Origin of the sequence: Stappia sp. BW2, assembly GCF_008107695.1 — a bacterium.
In the GTDB taxonomy this organism is placed as follows: domain Bacteria; phylum Pseudomonadota; class Alphaproteobacteria; order Rhizobiales; family Stappiaceae; genus Roseibium.
In genome coordinates this window covers 1235167-1255843 of sequence record NZ_VIRG01000070.1, presented here as the reverse complement: position 1 = coordinate 1255843, position 20677 = coordinate 1235167, and the positions used below count along the sequence as shown (strand labels likewise).

The window sequence follows — 20677 nt, the reverse complement described above, 5'->3', positions numbered from 1 at the left end:
TGTCTGCCTGGTCGACTGGTCTCAAACACACATGGAGAAACCGTCGATCTTCCCAGCCTCGCAGAGCTATTCCGTCTGCTTGAAGATCCAACTTCTTCCTGTCAGCAGTCAGTCAATTTAGGAAATCGTCAGGCCTTAGCCTTCATAGCCTCAAGCACCACATCTGCAGCAGCACCCCGCTGGCTATGACCATCCGGCAGTCGCATGACATCGTCTAGTCTCTGCAGATTCTCGATCTGCTTCTGACGCTCTGGACCGTTCTTCAGAAGCTCGACAAGATGACCGGCGAGCACGTCCGGTTGCACTTCCTCATCAAGGAATTCCGGTATCGCTTTTGTCCCGAGGATAATATTCGGCAGCACGAAAGAATCGACGCTGGAGAATTTGAAGATCCGGTTGAGATCCTTGATACGCCTGAAGAACCAGTCGACCTTGTAGGCAACCACCATTGGAACGCCTGAAAGGGCAAGTTCAAGCGAGACAGTACCCGACGCGGCCAAGGCTGCGTGCGCTTTCCTGAAGGCTGCCCGCTTTGCCTCAAGTCCCGTGACGATCTCGACCGGGACGGACCAACCGGCAGTTTCCAGGCGGATTTTGTCTACGGAATGCGCAACAGCAGGCAAGACCACCTTGAGGCCAGGCACCTTTTTTTCAACGAGTGCGACCGTTGCCCCGAAGTCCGCCAAGAGCCTGTCGATCTCGCTTCGCCGGCTTCCTGGAAGCACGAGCAAGATCTTCTCGTCTGCGTCGACCGATGATCTTTCGCCCGCCGTGGGGCGGAGCTCGTCTGCCTTTTCGCTCAAAGGGTGGCCAACATAATGCGTGCGTGGTCCACCGAGCTTGCGGTGAACGTCTGGCTCAAAAGGCAGCAGGGCCAGAAGGTCGTCTACATAGACACTCATCTTGCGGGCGCGGCCTGGACGCCAGGCCCAGACGGACGGCGAAACATAGCCTACGATGGGAATATGCGGTGCCCGTTTTCGCACGCGCTTGGCAACGTTGTGGGTGAAATCCGGACTGTCGACAATCACCAGCACATCTGGATTGGCCGCAACAACCGCATCCACGGTCTGGTAGACACGTTTGATGATCAACGGAAGTCTGGCAAGCACTGCGGTTAGTCCCATGACGGAGACATCGGACATATCGAAGAAACTCTTGAGCCCCAGAGACGTCATCCGTTCGCCGCCAACACCGCAATAACGAATCCCTGTCCCCAAACGCTCGTTGAGTGCCTTCATCAACTCCGAACCAAGCTGGTCTCCGGATTCCTCCCCGGCGACCACGCAGATCGAGGGCACCTGTCCGTTCATCACGAACGCTCGTCCGACTGATCAGGTGAAGCGCCATCGAGTTTCGATTCGTGCTCTATTCCGACAACAAAAAGACCCGCGTCATCAGCCCTTTTGAGGGTAACTTCCTTTTCGGCGATCAGGGCACCGCTCGCCTCAACAGCGATTCCCGCGAGACCTGCGGCCGCCGCCAAATCGATGGTTTTCGGCCCGACAGTAGGCAGATCCACGCGCAAATCCTGATTTGGTTTGGCCGTCTTCACGAGAACACCGGCGCGACCCTTGGCCCGTATCCGGCCATTGCGCTTCAACTCCGCACACCGCTGAAGGACGGCATCGGTTCCTTCCGCCCCCTCAAGCGCAACAACCCTTCCTCCCACAGCAACGGCTGCCTGGCCGATATCGAGTTCGCCAAGCTTTTCACACGCCCGCAAGGCGAGTTCCGCATCCCGCCAATCCGTCTGGGTTGGCTGCACTTTTCCCAGCACCCCGCTTGAAGCCAGCAGTTGCGGCGCTACATCCTTGATCCCCACAACCCGATACCCCTCGACTTCGAACAGGCGGATCACCTTGGTCAAAAGACTGTCGTCACCACCGGCCAACGCCCTGATAATCGTCGGCAATCGCTTCAATGTACCTAAATCACCAAGGATGGACGTGAAATCGGGGCGTCTGGAAACACCACCGATCAGAAGCACGTCCTGACAGCCCGTTTTTTCCAAAAATTTGTAGAGCCGACCGATTTCGCCCCAACCAAGCTCAGCGTCGGCCTGAACGCGTGTGCGTTCGTCCGCTTCACCCTTGATGGCGATAATCTTGAAGTCACGTCCGGCATTGCTGAGAGCATCCGCGATCTGGCAGGGCAAACTGCCATTCCCCGCAATCAGGGCAAGGCGTGGTCCTGTCGCCGTATCCGCCCCGGCCATCCGTCAGTCGTCGCTGCGCGGCGTGCAGAACCGGCGGTCTTCCTTTTCAAGGATGAAGTCGGTAACCGTCTTGACCAGAGGTTGATCAGCACCTTCAGCGGCCACCGCTTCAGCCCGGCTGCGCAAGGTTCCTTCATTGCTCTCAAACAGTGCCCGATATGCTGCACGCAGGGCATGGATCTGTTCCCGAGGAAAACCCTTGCGCTTGAGACCGACAAGGTTGAGCCCGGCAAGGCGGGCGCGGTCACCGATCACGGAGCCAAAAGGAATGACGTCGAATTCGACACCAGTCATGCCCCCCACGATTGCGCCCGTTCCTATACGCGACCACTGCCTGACAGCACTCAAACCGCCTAGAATGACAAAATCATCAAGTTCGACATGCCCCGCAAGCGTGGCATTGTTGGCCAGAATCGCATGGTCGCCGACCTTGCAGTCGTGGCCGACATGCGAGCTCATCATGAAAAGACAGTTATCACCGACCCTGGTATAGCCGCCGCCACCTTCCGTACCCGGGTTCATGGTCACATGTTCACGGATCTGGTTGTTGGCACCGATTTCCAAAAAGCTGACTTCACCAGAAAACTTAAGGTCTTGCGGTTTGTGGCCAATGCTTGCGAAGGGGAAAATATGCGTATTGGCCCCAACGCTTGTGTGACCCGAAACAACGACATGCGATTCCAGGACAACTCCGTCGGCGAGTTTCACGTCCGGGCCGACAATCGAATATGCCCCGATACGAACGCCCTCGCCGATCACGGCCCCGTCTTCGACTATGGCCGTTGGATGGATGTCAGTCATATATCCTCACGCATCTACCAGCATCGCGCTGACTTCTGCTTCTGCAACCTTGTTGCCATCGACTTTGGCGACAGCATCGAATTTCCAGATGTTGGAGCGTTGCTTGATCTTCTTGACGTGGAAATAAACCTGGTCACCAGGTTCCACCGGCCGGCGGAATTTCGCCTTGTCGATGGTCATGAAGTAGACCAACTGCGGCGGAGCATCGTCACCGCGCGCATGCACGCAGAGCGCGCCGGCCGTTTGAGCCATGGCCTCGATCAGAAGAACGCCCGGGAAAACCGGTCTCTCTGGAAAGTGTCCTGTAAAATGCGGTTCGTTGATGGTGACGTTCTTGATGCCGATACAGCTGTCGTCACCGTCCATCTCGATGATCTTGTCGATCAGAAGAAAAGGATACCTGTGCGGCAGGAGCTTCATGATCCTCATGATGTCTGCGCTGGCAAGTGTTTTGTTTTCTGCGTCTACCATATACCACCCCTTGGCGAATGACCGCCGCAAAGTCCTGTTTGTAATCCGTTTACGATCCGCTGCCGCGCTCTGCAAGCTTTCTGACGGCAGCGACCTCGCGGAACCACTGTTTGACCGGCTTAGCCGGTGTGCCGCCATAGCGCCCGCCGGCAGGCAGGTCATCATTTACAACGCTTACGGCAGCCACCTGAGATCCCATACCGATGGTAACGTGACCGCGCACTCCGCTTTGCCCGCCGATGGCGACAAAATCCTCAAGCGTGCAACTTCCGGACAAACCAACCTGGGAAACAATAACGCAGTGGCGTCCAACCACCACATTGTGGCCAATCTGAACCTGGTTATCGATCTTCGTGCCCTCGCCGATGATCGTATCCCTGTTTGCCCCACGGTCGATGGTCGTATTGGCACCGATTTCTACGTCGTCCTGAATGATCACCCGGCCGACCTGGGGAACCTTGAGGTGCCCCATGGGCCCCATTGCATACCCAAAGCCATCCTGGCCGGAGCAAACGCCCGGATGCAGATAAACCCTGTTACCAATAACAGTGTGCTGAACCGTAGAATTTGGACCTATTACGCAGTCGCGGCCAATCTTCACGCCTTGCCCGATGACAGCATTCGCACGAATGACCGTACCTGCACCGATTTCTGCACCGGCTGCGATCACAACGCCCGCTTCCACGGTGACATTGTCTTCAAGCGAAGCGGCCGGATCAATTACCGCCCGTTCTGAAATCACCGCAGGGCCTGCGTCTACCGGCACCATGGCCGCGGGGTAAAGTTTGGCAAGCACCTTTGCCCAGGAACGGTAGGCATCTGCACAGACAAGAACGGCAACGCCCTCAGGCACCTTGTCCTTGTGCTTCCTGTTAACCAGGCAAGCTGCTGCCGTGGTGCCATCCAGTTTCTTGAGATAAGCAGTGTTGTCGAAAAAGACCAGGGCGCCGGGCGTGGCATCTTCCAGCGGCGCGACACCCGTTATCATCAACTCAGGTTCGCCGCGAGCGATCTCCGCATCCGCCCAGGACGCGATATCTGAAAGAGAGACCGGAGCCGGAGATTCAAAAAAATTTGGCTCGGACATGATATTATCCTTCTTGCCAGCCAACAAAAACGGCCGCCGAACGGATCGGCGGCCGTTTTCTATCCTATGTGACCGCAGTTTAGAAGCGCGTACCGCCGCTCAACCGGAAAATCTGCGTTTTGTCAGAGTCGTTCTTGACAATCGGGTATGCAAAGTCTGCCCGCAGAGGTCCGAACGGAGAGTTCCAGCGGATACCTGCTCCAACCGACGCACGGACGTTGAAGTCGTTCGAGTCGATCTGACCACCATTGTTATCCACGAGGCTCACGAGGCTGCTGTCTGCATCCCACAAGGAACCAGCATCGGCAAACACCGCACCACTCAGGCCGAATTCCTTGGGAATGACCGGGAATGGGAACATCGTTTCGGCTGTTGCAGCGAAGTAGAAGCGGCCACCGATTGCATCTTCAGTCGTGGCGTCACGAGGACCGATACCCTGGTTTTCGAAACCACGCACTAGGTTCCCGCCCAGCATGAACTGCTCGGACACACGCAAGCGCTCGTCACCAAGGGCCATGATGTTACCACCACGCACCGACAGGCTTCCGATGAGACCGTAATCAGCCAGGATTTCCTTGTAGGCACGTGCCTGGACTTCGGTCTTGATGTAGAAGCTGTCACCACCCAGACCAGCGATTTCCTGACCGAAGGACGCATAGATACCGTCGGACGGATCCAGGACACGGTCCAGCGTATTGTAACGCAGCTCGTAACCAACCAGAGACGTCAGATAGGTACCGAGGGAGTCACAGACCGCCAGGGAAAGGCTTGCAGTGTCACAGTTGTTGATGTCGGTCGAGTTGTTGTCCGGATCGGAGTTCTGCTCCTGGAAGATGTTGTAGAACAGACGGACAGTCAGCTCATCTTCCCGTAACGGCAACGTGAAGCCGAAACCACCACCGGTCTTCTCCTGATCGAAGGAGCGATAGTCGTTGGCATCATCCACCTTGCGGTAGAGATCAAGATCCAGCGCGACACGACGCCCCATGAAGAACGGCTCCACAAAGCGGAATTCGTAGGACTGCGTGTCCGTGCCGCCACCAACAGCAAGCTTCACGAACTGGCCGCGGCCCAGAAAGTTCTTCTCGGTGAGCGAAATGTCGCCAATGACACCGTCGACAGTCGAATAACCAACACCGAAAGAGATTTCGCCGGTCGGCTTTTCCTCGACACGAACGTTCACAACCACGCGGTCGGGCGCACTGCCCTGCTGTGTGGTGATCGAGACCCTTTCGAAGAAACCAAGGTTACGCAGACGACGTTCAGCCTTATCGATAAGCGCACGGTTGAACGCATCCCCTTCGGCAATGTCGAACTCGCGGCGAATAACATATTCACGTGTGCGGTCATTGCCGATCACGTTGATCCGCTCGATATAGGCGCGCGGACCTTCTTCGATGTAGTAGATCAGCGAAATCGTGTTGTTGTCGTAGTCGCGAGCACCCCGCGGACGGACACGGGCAAAGGCATAGCCTTCTTCCGAGACACGCAGCGTGATGTCTTCGACAGACTGTTCGACACGCAGAGAATTGAAAGTCTGGCCACTCTTGGTACGTACAAGGCGGCGAAGATCTTCAGGATCAACGTCAGGGATCGTGGAAACGATCTCAACGTCACCAATCTCGTATTTCTCACCCTCTTCCACAGTGAAGGTCACGTAGAAGATGTTTTGCTCGCGATCGAGATCCGCACTCGTGGAGACAATACGGAAATCCGCATAGCCTTTCTTGTTGTAATACTGACGCAGCAGCTCCTCATCCGCGGCCAGACGGTCCGGATCGTAGGTGTCCGTGCTGCGAAGCCAGCTCAGAAGGCCGCTTTCCCGGGTACGGATAACATCGCGCAGCCGGCCATCGCTGAATGCGGAGTTGCCAATGAAGCTGATACGCTCAACGCCGGTCTTGGCACCTTCGTTGATCTCGAACACGAGATCGACACGGTTCTGACCACGATCAATGATCTGCGGCTCGACGGACGCGCCATAGCGACCGGAGCGGCGATAAGCTTCAAGAATGTTCTGAACGTCGGCCTGAACCTTCGCACGGGACAGCATCGAACGAGGCTGTGAGCGTACGGCCGTTTCCAGCGCACCGTCCTTGATCTTCCGGTTACCTTCGAAAGACACCTGATTGATGATCGGGTTTTCTGTAACCGTCACAACGACAACGCTACCACGCGGGGTGATGTCGACCGTTGCAAAAAGCCCGGTTGCGTAGAGCGCCTTTAGAGACTCATCGACATCGAACGCACTGTACGAACGCCCGGGAACGATGGTCATGTAACTGACAACGGTTTCGTCCTCGACACGGGTATTGCCACGCACGTCAATGCTTCTGGCAACGGCCGCCTGAGCCTGTGAAACCAGGGACACCGGCCCGAAAGCTTTCGGCAAAACAGTCCCGATCGAAAATACGGCCACCGCCAACAGTACGGCCCGTGTAAGTCTCTGCAATCGCTGCATTATTGCGCTATGCCTTTATTTTTAATACCCCTTCCGGGAATCCGCACTCACCCCAGCAGATTCTCGGAACCGACGAGTGTTTTATAGGTTTTTACCGATAACGCAACAGCCCTTCCGGGCGGAAAGCGATTTAGTCTGAAGACGTTGCGTCAATGTCACGGGTGTCATGAATTGGTCCCCACAAGCCGCATGATATCTTTCCAGGTGACGAACACCATCAACATGAGAACAAGCCCCAGTCCGATCCTGAAACCGACGTCCTGCACCCTGTCGCTAAGCGGTTTGCCACGCAGGGCTTCGGCAGCGAAGTAGACGAGGTGCCCGCCGTCAAGAATCGGCACCGGAGCCAGATTGATCAGACCGATGCTGACGGATAGCACGGCCGCAAGCGAAATAAGCGGCATGAACCCGAGGTCTGCGACTTGACCGGAGATCTGGGCGACGCGGATCGGGCCGCCGAGCTGATCGGCCGATTGCCGCTGAGAGATGATATCCCCGATATAGCTCACGGTGCTTTCAATAATGCGCCAGGTTTCCGCCGTGCCTTCAACAAGAGCTTCGCCGAGACCGTATTTGATGTGAACGAGGTGGGACGGATCGGAAACACCACGGAGACTGATATCGCCGGCCACCTGTCTCTCGCCAAAAAAGACTTCTTTCTCTTTTGCGTCAGGAGTAACCGTCAAGGTGACATCCTTGCCGGCACGCTCGACTTCAAAGACAAGAGGCGTATTGGCATTCATCAGGACGATCTGTCGCATTTCACCGAAAGTCTGAATCGGCCTGCCGTCAATTTCCTTCACGACATCACCGGCAAGAAGGCCATCGCGCTCAGCAGCCCCACCGGGCATCACCTGTTCGACGACAGGTTCGAAGCCCTGTTTGCCCGAAGTGACGAAAAGTGCCGTGAAAATCACGATTGCGAGGAGGAAATTGGCAATAGGGCCGGCGGCGACCACAGCCATGCGCTGCCAGACAGGCTTGGCGACAAACGCGGTTTTCCGTTCTTCCTCGCTCATTTGCGCAATGGCTTCCCGGCTGGGAACACTTGCCGCATTGTCGTCGCCGGCAAATTTGACGTAGCCGCCAAGCGGGATCCAGCACAGTTTCCAACGGGTTCCTTTCCGGTCGTTAAAACCGAAAAGCTCCCGCCCGAAGCCGACAGAAAAGGCGTCAACCTTCACATTGCACCAGCGAGCCACTGCGAAATGGCCCAATTCGTGGAAGAAGACCACGATTGTCAGCACGAATAAAAAGGGAATGATCGTGCCGACTATCAAGGAATAGGCGGAAGCAAGAAGATCCATGAAGTGTGTCCGATCCTGCGCAGCTAGGATTATTTTGAAGCTTTGTACTAAAAAGAAAATTACGGCGTGTTAATGGTCGCAAACCAAATTTCCAGAACCGTCAACACGCCATATGCCGCGCCTCTATCCATTCAGCGGTCTTTCGCCGCACTTCGGTATCGAGAGCAAGAACGTCTTCCACACCGGCGGCCTCGCTCAACAGCCCTCCTGCCCCCATGGCTTCAAGCACCGTCTCGATGGCAGCCGGAATATCCATGAAACCGATGCGTCCGGTAAGAAAAGCCTCCACGGCAATTTCGTCCGCGGCATTGAGGGCCGCCGGCGCCATTCCCCCTGCCCGCATGGCCTCCAGTGCCAGATGCAACGCCGGGAACCGATCGAGATCGGGAGCTTCAAAAGTGAGTGTGCCGAGTTCGGCAAGGTCCAGACGTTTCACCGGAACGTTCATCCGTCGCGGAAACGCGAGACAATGGGCAATCGGTGTGCGCATGTCCGGACTGCCGAGTTGCGCCAGCAACGAACCGTCTTTGTATTGCACAAGACCATGAACAGTTGATTGCGGATGGACGAGCACACCGAGCTGATCATGAGAAACCGGAAAAAGATGAGAAGCTTCAATCACCTCGAAGCCTTTGTTCATCATGGTGGCACTATCGATGGTGATGCGCGCGCCCATGTCCCAGTTCGGATGCTTGAGCGCCTGCTGCGGCGTCACCCTTTTCATGTCGTCTTTCGAAAGCGCCCTGAACGGCCCGCCGGAAGCTGTGAGAATTACCTTTTCGACCATATCGGCCTTGTCGGTTTCAAACACCTGAAACACAGCGTTGTGTTCGCTGTCGACGGGTAAAAGCTCCGCACCGGTTGCCCGGATCTTTTTCATGAACAAGTCGCCCGCGCAAACAAGGCATTCCTTGTTGGCAAGTGCAATGCGGCGTCCAGCGCGAATAGCGGCCATGGTCGGCTTTAGTCCAGCCGCGCCCACTATGGCACCGACGACAATATCCGTGTCCCGGTCGACCGCCTCCAGGACGGCAGCCTCCCCGGCTCCGGTATTAATCCCGCTGCCTGAAAGCCGATCCCTGAGTTCCGGATAGAAAGTTTCGTCAGCAAGGATCGCCGAACTTGCTTTCAGCGTTTTCGCCATGTCGGCGAGAGCCGCGGCATTCCGGTTCGAAACCAGCGCCACAACCTCATAGCTGTCCGGATTTCTTTCTATAAGGTCCGCCAGGCTCTGGCCGATGGACCCGGTGGCGCCGAGAACAGTTATCCGGGTTTTCGCGCCAGGGTCGCGTGCTGCTAAGGCAGCTGCCATGCCTGTTACTCCAAATTTAGGTCAGACCGAGACCGGCAAGCGGATCAGCGAGGCTGCCGCCTGCCGCCAGGCCAATGAGCACGGCGAAGATCGCAGCAGCGACCAACCCGTCGATCCGGTCCATGATGCCGCCATGTCCTGGAATAAGCCGGCTGGAATCCTTGACGTCGAAACGCCGTTTGATAGCTGATTCCAGAAGATCTCCGGCTTGAGAGACAACCGAAAGACCGGCGGCCAGCAATGCCCACAACACAAGATGCTGTGCATTGGCGACAAGGGCGACTCCCGTGCCGAACAGCGTCGCAAGCACCAGTCCGCCAATAGCACCAGACCAGGTCTTTTTAGGTGATACACGCGGCATAAGTTTGGGGCCGCCCAACGCACGGCCGGTAAAATATGCGAAGATGTCCGTGGCCCAGACCACGAACACCAGGAAAAATGCCACAAGAAGTCCTTCGCTGCCTTCGCGAAGCGCAAGCAGCGAAAACAGGGCAAGCCCGCTATAGACAATCCCCTCTATCGCCCATCGGCCAGTCTTCGAAAAGCCGCTGACGGCATAGGCGATGAAAGCGCCCAGCACCATAGCTACCAGCCCAGGCCCCGGATGCCCGGCGACGCACAGGATTGCAATTGCAAAAAGCGTGACGAACCCGGTCAGGGCCCCTACCGACTTTGCCGGGGTTCCTGTGATCGAAAACCATTCCCAGAGAAACAGACCGGACGCGACCAGCGTCAGTGCAGCGAAGGAAAGACCGCCAAGATACGTTATCAGCAGAACAAGCGGACCCAAAACGAGAGCCGAAAGGAACCTGAGGCGAAGGTCGGATAGTTTTTTCGGGTGCTGGTCGGGTTCTGCCATTGCTCGAGCCGGAGGTCAGTTTGCCTTGGCGTCAAGGCCGCCATACCGGCGCTCGCGGCTGCAGAAGCAGCTCAAAGCCTTGTCGAAGGCCGCTTCATCGAAGTCCGGCCAGTAAAGATCGCAAAAGTAGAATTCCGAATAGGCGGCCTGCCACAGAAGGAAATTGGACAGGCGCATTTCCCCGCTCGTGCGGATGATAAGATCCGGATCCGGCAATCCGGATGTGTCAAGCGCTGCGGTAATCGATTCCTCGGTTATGTCAGCCGGCTGAATTTCGCCCGATTGAACCTTTGCTGCCAGCTCCTGTGCCGCCCGAACGATTTCCGACCGCGAACCATAGTTGAAGGCAACCACAAGGTTCAGACCAGTGTTGTGACGGGTCAGGTCTTCAGCTTCGTTGAGAAGTGCGAGGATGCCCGGCTCCAGGTCGCTACGCCCGCCAATGATACGGATGCGCACATTGGCTTCGTGAAGCTCACTGAGATCACGCTGTACGAACCGGCGAAGCAGCCCCATCAGGAAGGACACTTCGGTCTGCGGGCGGTTCCAGTTTTCAGAGGAAAAGCTGTAGATCGTAATGGTTTCGATGCCGACCTGACCGGCATGACGGATAACCTTGCGCAGCGCGCCAAGTCCCTGCCGGTGCCCCTCAGTTCGCGGCAAACCGCGCGCGGTTGCCCACCGCCCGTTGCCGTCCATGATGAAGGCAACATGACGGGGCATTTTCGCACCGGTTTCATCTGCAGCAGGTGCATGCAGGTTGCGATCCGGGCTGACGCTCATATGCTCCCCCAACTCACCCTTCCCTGGTCGATCAAACCTGGGAAATTTCCTGCTCTTTTTTCTCCAGCATGGTGTCGACTTCCGCGATCATCTGATCGGTCAGCTTCTGCACCTCATCGGAGGCGACGCGACTGTCGTCCTGAGAAATGTCACCGTCTTTTTCCGCCTTCTTGGCGGTGTCCATGCCATCGCGGCGGACGTGACGGATAGAAACCTTCGCCTGTTCAGCGTATTTGTGAGCTACCTTGATCAGTTCCTGGCGGCGTTCCTGGTTCAGCTCGGGAATCGGCAGACGCAGCAGCATGCCGTCCACAACCGGGTTCAGACCCAGATTGGATTCCCGGATCGCCTTTTCGACGGCCGACACCATGCTCTTGTCCCAGACCTGAACCGCAAGCATACGAGGTTCGGGAACGGAAACGGTGGCCACCTGGTTGATCGGCATGGACTGGCCATAGGCTTCAACAGTAATCGGATCCATCATGGACGACGACGCGCGGCCGGTACGCAGTCCTGCAAATTCTGTTTTCAGAACCGACAGCGCTCCCTGCATGCGGCGCTTCAGATCATCAAGGTCCACACCTTCTACCGACATTGTTTCCTCACTGTTGTTTTGTGCTTGGCTGAATAGAGTCTCGGCGCGCGCCAACATGGCATAAACGCACCGAAACACAAGAGCTTGAACCGGGATTGGTTCTTAAAACTTTCAGTCACCCACGACAGTGTAGGTGCCAGTTTCCTGAAGCACGCTGACGAGAGCGCCGGGAGAATGAATGGAAAACACAATGACGGGAATGGAATTGTCACGCGCCAGGGCAATGGCCGTGGTGTCCATGACTTTCAGGTTCCGGGTTATGATTTCCTCATAACCGAGCGTCTCGTAGCGCTCGGCGTTCGGGTTGACCTTCGGGTCATCGGAATAGACGCCGTCCACCTGTGTGCCCTTCAGGAAAGCGTCGCATTTCATTTCCGCGGCCCGAAGAGCCGCGCCGCTGTCCGTGGTGAAGAAGGGATTTCCCGTACCGCCTGCAAAAATGATCACATCGCCGTCTTCCATGTAGCGGTCGGCGACACGCTGCGAGAAGGTCTCGCAGATCGACGGCACCGAGACGGCAGACAGAACACGCGCGTTGACTTTCAGGCGGCGCAGGGCATCAGCCAGCGTGAGGCTGTTCATGATAGTTGCAAGCATGCCCATGTGGTCGCCGGTCACACGATTGCCGCCCTTGGCGGCAACGGCAACACCGCGGAAGATGTTGCCTCCGCCGACGACAACGCCGACCTGGGCTCCCAGAGCCACTGCGTCGGCGATTTCCTTTGCGATCCTTTGCACAATGGCCGGGTCAATTCCAAACGCCTGCGACCCCATCAGGGCCTCGCCGGAGAGTTTAAGAAGGATCCGTTTCCAGCGCAAGGAATTCGTCATGGGTGCACCCTTTAAAAATTGTCTTTCTAAAAAAAAAAACGCCGGACTTGCCGGCGCTTTTTCTTGAGCTTACTGCCCGGTGGCTGCTGCCACCTCTGCGGCGAAGTCTTGCTCTTCCTTCTCGATCCCTTCGCCTAGGGCGAAGCGGACAAAGCCGGTAAGTTTGACTTCGGCGCCGATTTCTTTCGCGAGCGCCTCTACAGCCTGCTCAACCGTCAGATCCGGGTTGATCACAAAGGCCTGCTTCACGAGGGTAACTTCCTCGTAGAACTTGCGCAAACGGCCTTCCACCATTTTTTCAATGATGTTGTCCGGCTTGCCGGATTCGCGTGCCTGTTCGGAGAAGACGGACTTCTCACGCTCGACAACTGCCGGATCCAGCTGTTCGGTGTTCAGCGACAGCGGGCTGGTTGCCGCAACGTGCATGGCAATCTGACGGCCGAGACCATTCAGCTTGTCCTTGTCACCTGCTGATTCCAGAGCCACCAGAACGCCGATCTTGCCGAGACCATCAGCAACGGAACTGTGAACGTAGGTCGCAACAACGCCCTCATTCACCGCCAGAACCGCCGTGCGGCGCAGCGTCATGTTTTCGCCGATCGTGGCGATTGCGTCCGTGATCGCGTCTGCAACCGGCTTACCGCCGAGATTTGCAGTCGAAACGGCTTCAACGGAACCATCGGTGCCGACAGCAACCTTGGCAACGTTCGAGACCAGCTCCTGGAACCCTTCGTTGCGCGCAACGAAGTCGGTTTCGGAGTTCAGCTCGATCACGGCAGCTTTAGTGCCTTCAGAAGCAACACCAACCAGACCTTCAGCGGCCACACGGTCCGCCTTCTTGGCAGCCTTGGCCAGACCTTTGGTACGCAGCCAGTCAACAGCTGCTTCCATATCGCCGCCCGCTTCAGTAAGGGCGGTCTTGCAGTCCATCATGCCAGCGCCGGATTTCTCGCGGAGCTCTTTTACCATCGCAGCGGTAATGCTCATCGATTGCCTCGTGCATGGGGGTTTCAGATAAAACACGGTTTAGCCGATGGCCTTCCGCGTCTTTATGACGAGGCTGCAACAAACTGCAGCCCGCCTTGCGAATTTCAACAGTATTCTGCCGCGGCGAACCGCGGCAGGAGAGGCTTAAGCCTCGGCAGCTGTTGCTTCAGCCGGAGCTTCCTCGGAAGCCGTGGCAAGAACTTCTTCAACCGGAGCTTCTTCCGCTTCGCCGATGTCCATGCCGGAAGCACCCTGTGCACGGGAGATACCGTCGATGGCAGCACGTGCGATCAGGTCGCAGTACAGCGACAGGGCGCGGCCTGCATCGTCGTTACCCGGCACCGGATAGGTGATGCCTTCCGGATTGGAGTTGGAATCGAGGATCGCAGCAACCGGAATACCCAGACGACGGGCTTCCTGAATGGCGATGGCTTCACGGTTGGTGTCGATCACGAAGATCAGATCCGGGATACCGCCCATGTCCTTGATACCACCAAGGTTCCGCTCGAGCTTTTCACGCTCACGGTCCATGAACAGACGCTCTTTCTTTGTCAGAGCGTTAGCAGCATCGGAAGACAGGGTTTCTTCCAGCTTGCGCAGGCGCTGGATGGACTGGGAGATGGTCTTCCAGTTCGTCAGCATGCCGCCGAGCCAACGTGCGTTGACATAATACTGAGCGGAGTTGCGCGCTGCAGAAGCAACGGCTTCCTGAGCCTGACGCTTGGTACCGACGATCAGAACGCGACCACCACCGGCAACCGTGTCGGACACGGCCTTGAGTGCCTGGTGAAACAGCGGAACGGTCTGTGACAGGTCCATGATGTGAACATCGTTGCGTACACCAAAGATGTACTGACCCATACGCGGGTTCCAACGGTGTTTCTGGTGACCAAAGTGAACGCCAGCTTCCAGCAGCTGACGCATGGTGAAATCGGGCAATGCCATGGCCCTTATCTCCTGAGTTTTCCGGTTTGACCTCCGCAAGAGGATGTGGACCGTAGAGATTTCCCTTCGGCCACCGGAAGGATACCGATAAGCTCGGTTTCCGCCCCTTGCGTGTGGAATGCGCGCCTTATAGTTGGCTGGAAAGTTTATTTCAAGGCCTAAGGGCCGGTTTTCTTGCCGGTTTTGCACCTTTGCAGACCTTTGCCTGCATCGCCTGCATCCTACCTTCGGTTCAGCTCTATTTCTTGACTTCGATTTTCTCCAAAACCGCCTGCGACCACTTTTGCGACCAACCGCCGAACGGCGCCAGCAGTTCAAACAGTTCCAACCCAAGGTCTGTCAAAAGGTAGCCACTGCCGTCATGCTTTACCAATGCGCATTCCTTCAGTTCTTTCAATCGCTTATTGAGAACCGTTGGCGACACACCTTCGCAAAGATCCTGCAACTGTCGGAAAGTGAGGCTGCCTTCCGAGAGCTGCCAGATGATTCCCAGTGCCCAGCTGCGCCCGAGCAGATCGAACAACGCCATGATAGGTTTGCCGGACTTTGATCCACGCACCGGCAGCCCGGGCCTGGGTATGGAAGTTGCCATGTATTTTCCTTGCTATTATTTATGTAGCATTGGTATCGCTACTGAATATGTAGCAAACCAAGGATCACCTGTCATGCTGCTTCTGCCAATCGCTGCCGCCGTCGGCGCTTCAACCGGTTGGGCAACGGGCATTGTTCTTGCCCAGACACCAGCAAGGCTTCTAGGAGCGTTCGAATTCACGCGAATCCAGTTGACCGCCTGCGCGGCACTTGTCTCTGCGCTCTGCGCCATCCTCGGATACTGGTCGTCCATCCCCTGGCACCACTGGCCCGCATTCGTTCTGAGCACGACCTTCGGCATCCTCGCCGGAAATCTCGCCATGGTTGAATGCCTGCGCCTGGGAGGACCGAGGCGGACGGAACTGATGTTGTCGCTGAAGGGACCTGTTGTCGCCGTGATGGCATTCTTCTGGTTCGGTGAAACCCTCGGCACTTGGGATATCATTGGTGGTCTTGTCGTTCTTTCGGGTCTGCTGCTGGCAGTCCAGTTTTGCAGCAATGAAAACTCGGACTGCGATCGGCTCAACGGCCAACTCTGGGCCGTTGTTCTGCTGGGTCTTGTTGCGGTTCTGTGTCAGGGGTTCGGTTTTCTGGCGGTAAAGCCCGCTATGGCGGAAGGCATGAGCCCCCTCGCTGTTTCCGCGGTCCGGCTTCCTGGTGCCGCCTTTATCATATCCGTGATCGCGCTGTGGCCCACCCTGGTTTTCAAACCCAAGAGCCAACTGACCGTTCCGCTTCTTGGGCAGACGATCCTTCCTGGCGTCATTGGCTACATCATTTCGACATCGCTGCTGCTTTACGCCTTCAATAATTTCCACGCCGGCCTGGCTGCCATCCTGGGGTCGCTGTCTCCGGTCCTTGTCTTGCCGATCCTCTGGCTTAAGGAAAAACAGGCGCCAAAACCTCTGGCCACGCTTGGCGCCTTTGCAGTGGTCGGCGGGACGGCAATCATTGCGCTGCTCTGACGGTAAGGACAGAATCAGTCCGCGCATGTATGGATAGGCTTCCGCTACTTTTCACGGAGCCTCGTCTTGACCACCAAAGGCATCAACCACCTCGGCCTCACCGTCCAGGACCTGGACCAGACCACCGCCTTTTTTACCGAGCTGCTCGGCTGGAACCTGCTGGCGCGCGATGACAGCTATCCGCGCACCACCGTCTCGGACGGCACAGCGCGTTTCACTCTCTGGCAAGCCGACCGCTCGCGGCCCACGACGAAGTTCGATCGCAAGACCAATATCGGCCTGCACCACGTGGCGTTGGAAGTTGAAAGCGAGAAAAAGCTTCTTGACCTTGCAGCCAGAATTCGCACGTGGCCGGGCATTACAATTGAATTTGAGCCTGAGCCCCTCGGCGGCGGCCCGCGCAAGCACATGATGTTCACAGAGCCGGGCGGCATCCGGCTGGAGATTATCTGGCCAGCCGGAACTTAGGCTTAAACAAGCCTATGCAACCTGAACGTCGGTGACGCCCGGCACCGCCTTCAACGCCCCGGCGATTTCCGGAGAGAGACGGAAACGTCCTGGAAGCTTGACTTCGACTTCCCGTGCACCGTTTTCAAGAAGAACAATCACCGTCACATCGCCTTCCCCCCTCACCTGCAGCTGCTTGGCAAGGCTCGGGATCGGCCGCTCGTCACGGACGAAGACACGCATGCTTTTCTGAAGACGCGCTGCCATCTGATCAATCGGATCGACCTGCTCGATCCTGAGAGACGGTTCGTCGTCGCGCATGTCAGCCCCGACAAGCACCACCACAGACCGACCCGCCTGCAGGGCGTCGCGGAACTGTTCAAGCTTCTCGCGAAAGAGCAGCGCTTCATACTGGCCTGTCGCGTCGGAAAGACGGGCGATCCCCATGCGATTTCCGGTCTTGGTCTTGCGTTCCTGCATGGAAACCACTGTGCCGGCGAGGCGGCCATGGGAAGCCCCCTTCTTGACGGCCTCCGAAAACTGGCTCCAGGGCTGAACCCGCATCTTCTCCAGCACGGATGCATATTCGTCTATCGGGTGGGCAGACAGATAAAAGCCGATGGCGGAATGCTCGCGCTGAAGCTTTTCCTCGTTGGTCCAGCCATGAACATCGTCGAGCTGCAAGGGTTCTTCACTGTCGCTGCTGCCGAAAAGTTCGTCCTGACCGAGCGTCCTGTTTTCTTCCGTACGCTGCGCCAGCCCCATGATCCGGTCCAGACCTTCAAAGACCCGCGCCCGGTTCGGCTCCAACTCGTCAAAGGCGCCGGCCGCCACCAGGTTTTCAAGCGTGCGCTTGTTGAGAGCTTTGGGTGAAATTCGCCGCGCAAAATCACCAAGGCTCTTGAACGGCTTGTCGCCGCGAACCTCAACAATATGCTCTACAGCTTGCTCGCCGACACCCTTGATGGCCCCCATGGCGTAAAGGATCTTGCCATCGGCCACGTCGAAGTAGACCTGCCCCCGGTTGATGGAAGGCGGCTCGATCTCGATCTTCATGCGCCGGGCTTCTTGCCGGTAGTCTCCCAGCTTTTCGGTGTTCCCCAAATCCAGCGTCATGGAAGCTGCCATGAACTCGACCGGGTGGTTCGCCTTCAGCCAGGCGGTATGATAGGAGACCAGCGCATAAGCTGCGGCGTGTGACTTGTTGAAGCCGTAGTTGGCGAACTTCGCCACAAGGTCGAAGATCGTACCGGCGTGGCTCTTGTTGATGCCGCGCTCAACTGCACCATCGACAAAGCGCGCCCGCTGAACTTCCATTTCCGCGGCGATCTTCTTACCCATGGCGCGGCGCAGAAGGTCAGCTTCACCGAGAGAGTAGCCGGACAGAACCTGCGCGATCTGCATCACCTGCTCCTGGTAGACGATAATGCCGTTCGTCTCCATCAGGATAGGTTCGAGCAGCGGGTGCAGACAGTCTGCATCCTGCTCGCCGTGCTTCACCGCGTTGTAGACCGGAATGTTCTCCATGGGGCCGGGGCGATAGAGCGCCACCAACGCAATGATGTCTTCAAACCGGTCCGGCTTCATGCCGGCAATCGCGCGGCGCATGCCCTGACTTTCCAGCTGGAACACGCCGAATGTTTCGCCCCGGGCTAGCAGCTGGTAGGTTTTTTCGTCGTCAATCGGCAACGCCGCAACGTCTACGTCGATACCGCGCCGCTCGATCAGCTTCACCGCCGTATCGATAACCGTCAACGTCTTCAGGCCGAGGAAGTCGAACTTAACAAGCCCGGCATCTTCCACCATCTTCATGTTAAACTGGGCGACCGGCATGTCAGAGCGTGGGTCTCGGTAGAGCGGCACCAGCTGTTCCAGAGGTCTGTCGCCAATGACGACCCCCGCGGCGTGCGTCGAGGCGTGCCGGTAAAGGCCCTCGAGCTTCTGGGCCATGCCCAGCAGGCGCTCGACGATTTCCTCTTCCTTCGCCGCTTCGCGCAGACGCGGCTCTTCTTCGATCGCCTGACCGAGCGTTACCGGATTTGCGGGGTTGGCAGGCACGAGCTTGCAGAGGCGGTCAACCTGGCCATAGGGCATCTGCAGAACGCGCCCGACATCGCGCAACACCGCGCGGGCCTGGAGCGACCCGAAGGTGATGATCTGGGCAACCTGCTGACGACCATATTTTTCCTGCACATACCGGATCACTTCTTCACGCCGGGTTTGGCAGAAGTCGATGTCGAAGTCAGGCATCGACACGCGTTCAGGATTGAGGAAGCGTTCGAACAGCAGCGAAAACCGCATGGGATCGAGATCAGTGATCGTCAAGGACCATGCGACCAGCGACCCCGCACCTGAACCACGGCCCGGCCCGACCGGAATGCCCTGCCCCTTGGCCCACTTGATGAAGTCCGCAACGATCAGGAAGTAGCCGGGAAACTTCATGCGCTCGATGATGCCGGTCTCGTAGTCGAGACGGTCCCAGTAGTCCTTTTCCTCAAGCCCCGGCGCCAATCCATGTGCATCGAGACGCGCACGCAACCCTTCACGGGCCTGGCGGATCAGTTCCTCTGCTTCTGCCTTTTCAGCTTCTTCCGCATCCGCATCGGCTCCTGCAAAGCGAGGCAGGATTGGCGCGCGCTTCAACGGGCGGAAGCTGCAGCGACGGGCGATCTCGGCTGTGGACTCCAACGCTTCCGGCAAATCCGCGAAAAGCGCGCACATTTCCGCACGGCTCTTGAAATAATGCTCAGGCGTCAGGCGTCTGCGGTCGTCCTCGATCAGCACCCTGCCCTCGGAAATGCAGATCAGCGCATCATGAGCCTCATAATCTTCCCGCTTGGGAAAGAAAGCTTCGTTGGTGGCGACCAGCGGCAGCCCTTGTTCGTAGGCCAGATCCAGAAACGCATCTTCCGTCTTGCGTTCTGCTTCCATGCCATGGCGCTGAATTTCGACATAGCAGCGGCCTGGGAACCGGTCGGCGAGCGTCTCAAGGCGGCTTTTTGCAAGATCCTTCCGTGCGGCAAGGAGCGCAGCACCAATTGGCCCGCCAACCCCACCGGTCAAAACAATCAGCCCTTCGGACTTTGAAAGAAGATAGCCAATAGAAACATGTGGCCTCAGACCAGTTTCCGTATCGAGGAACGCGCGAGAGCTCAGCTCCATCAGATTGCCGTAACCGGCTTCTGTCATGGCAAGCAGAATGACATCGGAAAGCGCAGGCTCGCCCCGCCGCCCACTCTCCAGTCCGTCGTCAAAAAACACAGAAAGCTGGCAAGCGGCGATAGGCTGAATACCGGCTCCCCAAGCTTTGGTCGCAAATTCCTGCGCGCCAAAAAGATTGTTGGTGTCGGTAATCGCCAAAGCCGGCTGATCATCTGCTTTGGCAAGGTCAAGAAGTTTCTTGATCGGCAAGGCGCCTTCCAGAAGCGACAAGGCGGAATGCACGCGAAGATGAACGTAACCGGGACCGCCTGAACCGTCGCCGGCACCTTCTGCCAAACCGGAAGACCGGGAAATATTGGGATCTGTACCAGACATGGCGGCTCTCTTAGCATCTTCCAGAATCAGCGCTCAAGTGAAGCGCGTTCAGAATTGCCTGTCGAGACGCCAGGAGAGTTGTTCCCGCTGTTCTTTGCCCCAAGGCCTGCCACCCCATCGGCGGCATAGGCCCCGGTTCACTATGAAGTCGAACCGGCATTAGCTGCCGATACGAGACTGACACAGCCGGAAAGGATCAACCGACGGAGAGCAACACATCGCCCCAGACGGCAAGCGTCGTGCAGAAACAAACCATTGCACCGAAAGCGGCAAAATCACGAGCGACATGGATCATCATCACACCCTCCAACCTTGGCTCATTACGTAATTGGAGTATGTTCCATATTTGTTCTCTTTGCAAGCCCTTTTTGTTCCTCTTGCCACCAGACAAATCAAATTTGCTGAAAACTGAGAGTTTTTGCTTTGTTCTTCATCGCAGCAACACCTGAAGACAGCCAGGCACAGCCACAGTGGAAACTT

Annotated in this window: 18 protein-coding genes; 2 read left to right on the top strand and 16 right to left on the bottom strand. The window is 57.2% G+C overall.

The annotated features are described in order from the left end of the window. Positions 1–128: 128 nt before the first annotated feature. The 15 genes from lpxB to FMN63_RS24710 form a co-directional block, all read right to left on the bottom strand. On the bottom strand, positions 129–1313 hold the full coding sequence (gene lpxB, locus FMN63_RS24780; protein ID WP_148586762.1) for a lipid-A-disaccharide synthase: 1185 nt from the start codon (positions 1311–1313) through the stop codon (positions 129–131). Beyond that, positions 1313–2218 (bottom strand): LpxI family protein, encoded by a 906-nt coding sequence (locus FMN63_RS24775; protein ID WP_148586761.1) that lies wholly within the window; start codon positions 2216–2218, stop codon positions 1313–1315. Before FMN63_RS24775 ends, lpxB begins: the two co-directional genes overlap by 1 nt. 3 nt (positions 2219–2221) lie before the next feature. Further along, a complete protein-coding gene (gene lpxA / locus FMN63_RS24770) occupies positions 2222–3019 on the bottom strand; it encodes an acyl-ACP--UDP-N-acetylglucosamine O-acyltransferase (protein ID WP_148586760.1) in 798 nt (265 codons plus the stop codon). A gap of 6 nt (positions 3020–3025) precedes the next feature. Next, the gene (gene fabZ, locus FMN63_RS24765; RefSeq protein ID WP_148586759.1) at positions 3026–3490 is read right to left on the bottom strand and encodes a 3-hydroxyacyl-ACP dehydratase FabZ; all 465 of its coding nucleotides are present in this window, start codon (positions 3488–3490) and stop codon (positions 3026–3028) included. Positions 3491–3539: 49 nt separating this feature from the next. Continuing rightward, positions 3540–4577, bottom strand: a complete 1038-nt coding sequence (gene lpxD / locus FMN63_RS24760; protein ID WP_148586758.1) for a UDP-3-O-(3-hydroxymyristoyl)glucosamine N-acyltransferase — start codon at positions 4575–4577, stop codon at positions 3540–3542. A gap of 79 nt (positions 4578–4656) precedes the next feature. Then, positions 4657–6900, bottom strand: coding sequence for an outer membrane protein assembly factor BamA (bamA, locus tag FMN63_RS24755; RefSeq protein WP_209001303.1), 2244 nt, complete (start codon positions 6898–6900; stop codon positions 4657–4659). 302 nt (positions 6901–7202) lie between these two features. Further along, entirely contained in the window at positions 7203–8345 is a 1143-nt protein-coding gene (gene rseP / locus FMN63_RS24750; protein ID WP_148586756.1) for an RIP metalloprotease RseP, read from the bottom strand. Between the two features lie 100 nt (positions 8346–8445). Next, positions 8446–9657, bottom strand: a complete 1212-nt coding sequence (locus FMN63_RS24745; RefSeq protein ID WP_148586755.1) for a 1-deoxy-D-xylulose-5-phosphate reductoisomerase — start codon at positions 9655–9657, stop codon at positions 8446–8448. A 16-nt stretch (positions 9658–9673) separates the two neighbouring features. Next, a complete protein-coding gene (locus FMN63_RS24740; protein ID WP_148586754.1) occupies positions 9674–10516 on the bottom strand; it encodes a phosphatidate cytidylyltransferase in 843 nt (280 codons plus the stop codon). 15 nt (positions 10517–10531) lie between these two features. Beyond that, a complete protein-coding gene (locus tag FMN63_RS24735) occupies positions 10532–11299 on the bottom strand; it encodes an isoprenyl transferase (RefSeq protein WP_148586753.1) in 768 nt (255 codons plus the stop codon). A gap of 31 nt (positions 11300–11330) precedes the next feature. Then, the gene (gene frr / locus FMN63_RS24730; protein WP_148586752.1) at positions 11331–11894 is read right to left on the bottom strand and encodes a ribosome recycling factor; all 564 of its coding nucleotides are present in this window, start codon (positions 11892–11894) and stop codon (positions 11331–11333) included. A 111-nt stretch (positions 11895–12005) separates the two neighbouring features. After that, positions 12006–12725 (bottom strand): UMP kinase, encoded by a 720-nt coding sequence (gene pyrH, locus FMN63_RS24725; protein WP_148586751.1) that lies wholly within the window; start codon positions 12723–12725, stop codon positions 12006–12008. 69 nt (positions 12726–12794) lie between these two features. Continuing rightward, a complete protein-coding gene (tsf, locus tag FMN63_RS24720; protein WP_148586750.1) occupies positions 12795–13712 on the bottom strand; it encodes a translation elongation factor Ts in 918 nt (305 codons plus the stop codon). 144 nt (positions 13713–13856) lie between these two features. Continuing rightward, the gene (gene rpsB / locus FMN63_RS24715; RefSeq protein ID WP_148586749.1) at positions 13857–14657 is read right to left on the bottom strand and encodes a 30S ribosomal protein S2; all 801 of its coding nucleotides are present in this window, start codon (positions 14655–14657) and stop codon (positions 13857–13859) included. 238 nt (positions 14658–14895) lie between these two features. After that, positions 14896–15186 (bottom strand): winged helix-turn-helix transcriptional regulator, encoded by a 291-nt coding sequence (locus tag FMN63_RS24710; RefSeq protein ID WP_286192755.1) that lies wholly within the window; start codon positions 15184–15186, stop codon positions 14896–14898. 136 nt (positions 15187–15322) lie between these two features. Here FMN63_RS24710 and FMN63_RS24705 point away from each other — a divergent pair, with 136 nt between their 5' ends. Both FMN63_RS24705 and FMN63_RS24700 read left to right on the top strand, forming a co-directional pair. After that, entirely contained in the window at positions 15323–16213 is an 891-nt protein-coding gene (locus FMN63_RS24705; RefSeq protein WP_148586747.1) for a DMT family transporter, read from the top strand. Positions 16214–16279: 66 nt separating this feature from the next. Continuing rightward, positions 16280–16681 carry a VOC family protein gene (locus FMN63_RS24700; RefSeq protein WP_148586746.1) on the top strand — a complete coding sequence of 134 codons (402 nt, stop codon included), beginning with the start codon at positions 16280–16282 and terminating at the stop codon, positions 16679–16681. A 12-nt stretch (positions 16682–16693) separates the two neighbouring features. On the opposite strand, the gene dnaE is transcribed toward FMN63_RS24700, so the two are convergent. Then, a complete protein-coding gene (dnaE, locus tag FMN63_RS24695) occupies positions 16694–20197 on the bottom strand; it encodes a DNA polymerase III subunit alpha (RefSeq protein WP_209001302.1) in 3504 nt (1167 codons plus the stop codon). Positions 20198–20677 lie beyond the last annotated feature (480 nt).

What these genes read in the sequence shown, in the direction of transcription:
- dnaE (WP_209001302.1), bottom strand. Translation starts at nt 20,197, where the DNA reads ATGTCTGGTACAGATCCCAATATTTCCCGGTCTTCCGGTTTGGCAGAA.
- rseP (WP_148586756.1), bottom strand. Translation starts at nt 8,345, where the DNA reads ATGGATCTTCTTGCTTCCGCCTATTCCTTGATAGTCGGCACGATCATT.
- rpsB (WP_148586749.1), bottom strand. Translation starts at nt 14,657, where the DNA reads ATGGCATTGCCCGATTTCACCATGCGTCAGCTGCTGGAAGCTGGCGTT.
- lpxB (WP_148586762.1), bottom strand. Translation starts at nt 1,313, where the DNA reads ATGAACGGACAGGTGCCCTCGATCTGCGTGGTCGCCGGGGAGGAATCC.
- FMN63_RS24740 (WP_148586754.1), bottom strand. Translation starts at nt 10,516, where the DNA reads ATGGCAGAACCCGACCAGCACCCGAAAAAACTATCCGACCTTCGCCTC.
- lpxD (WP_148586758.1), bottom strand. Translation starts at nt 4,577, where the DNA reads ATGTCCGAGCCAAATTTTTTTGAATCTCCGGCTCCGGTCTCTCTTTCA.
- FMN63_RS24705 (WP_148586747.1), top strand. Translation starts at nt 15,323, where the DNA reads ATGCTGCTTCTGCCAATCGCTGCCGCCGTCGGCGCTTCAACCGGTTGG.
- tsf (WP_148586750.1), bottom strand. Translation starts at nt 13,712, where the DNA reads ATGAGCATTACCGCTGCGATGGTAAAAGAGCTCCGCGAGAAATCCGGC.
- frr (WP_148586752.1), bottom strand. Translation starts at nt 11,894, where the DNA reads ATGTCGGTAGAAGGTGTGGACCTTGATGATCTGAAGCGCCGCATGCAG.
- FMN63_RS24735 (WP_148586753.1), bottom strand. Translation starts at nt 11,299, where the DNA reads ATGAGCGTCAGCCCGGATCGCAACCTGCATGCACCTGCTGCAGATGAA.
- fabZ (WP_148586759.1), bottom strand. Translation starts at nt 3,490, where the DNA reads ATGGTAGACGCAGAAAACAAAACACTTGCCAGCGCAGACATCATGAGG.
- FMN63_RS24775 (WP_148586761.1), bottom strand. Translation starts at nt 2,218, where the DNA reads ATGGCCGGGGCGGATACGGCGACAGGACCACGCCTTGCCCTGATTGCG.
- lpxA (WP_148586760.1), bottom strand. Translation starts at nt 3,019, where the DNA reads ATGACTGACATCCATCCAACGGCCATAGTCGAAGACGGGGCCGTGATC.
- FMN63_RS24745 (WP_148586755.1), bottom strand. Translation starts at nt 9,657, where the DNA reads ATGGCAGCTGCCTTAGCAGCACGCGACCCTGGCGCGAAAACCCGGATA.
- pyrH (WP_148586751.1), bottom strand. Translation starts at nt 12,725, where the DNA reads ATGACGAATTCCTTGCGCTGGAAACGGATCCTTCTTAAACTCTCCGGC.
- FMN63_RS24710 (WP_286192755.1), bottom strand. Translation starts at nt 15,186, where the DNA reads ATGGCGTTGTTCGATCTGCTCGGGCGCAGCTGGGCACTGGGAATCATC.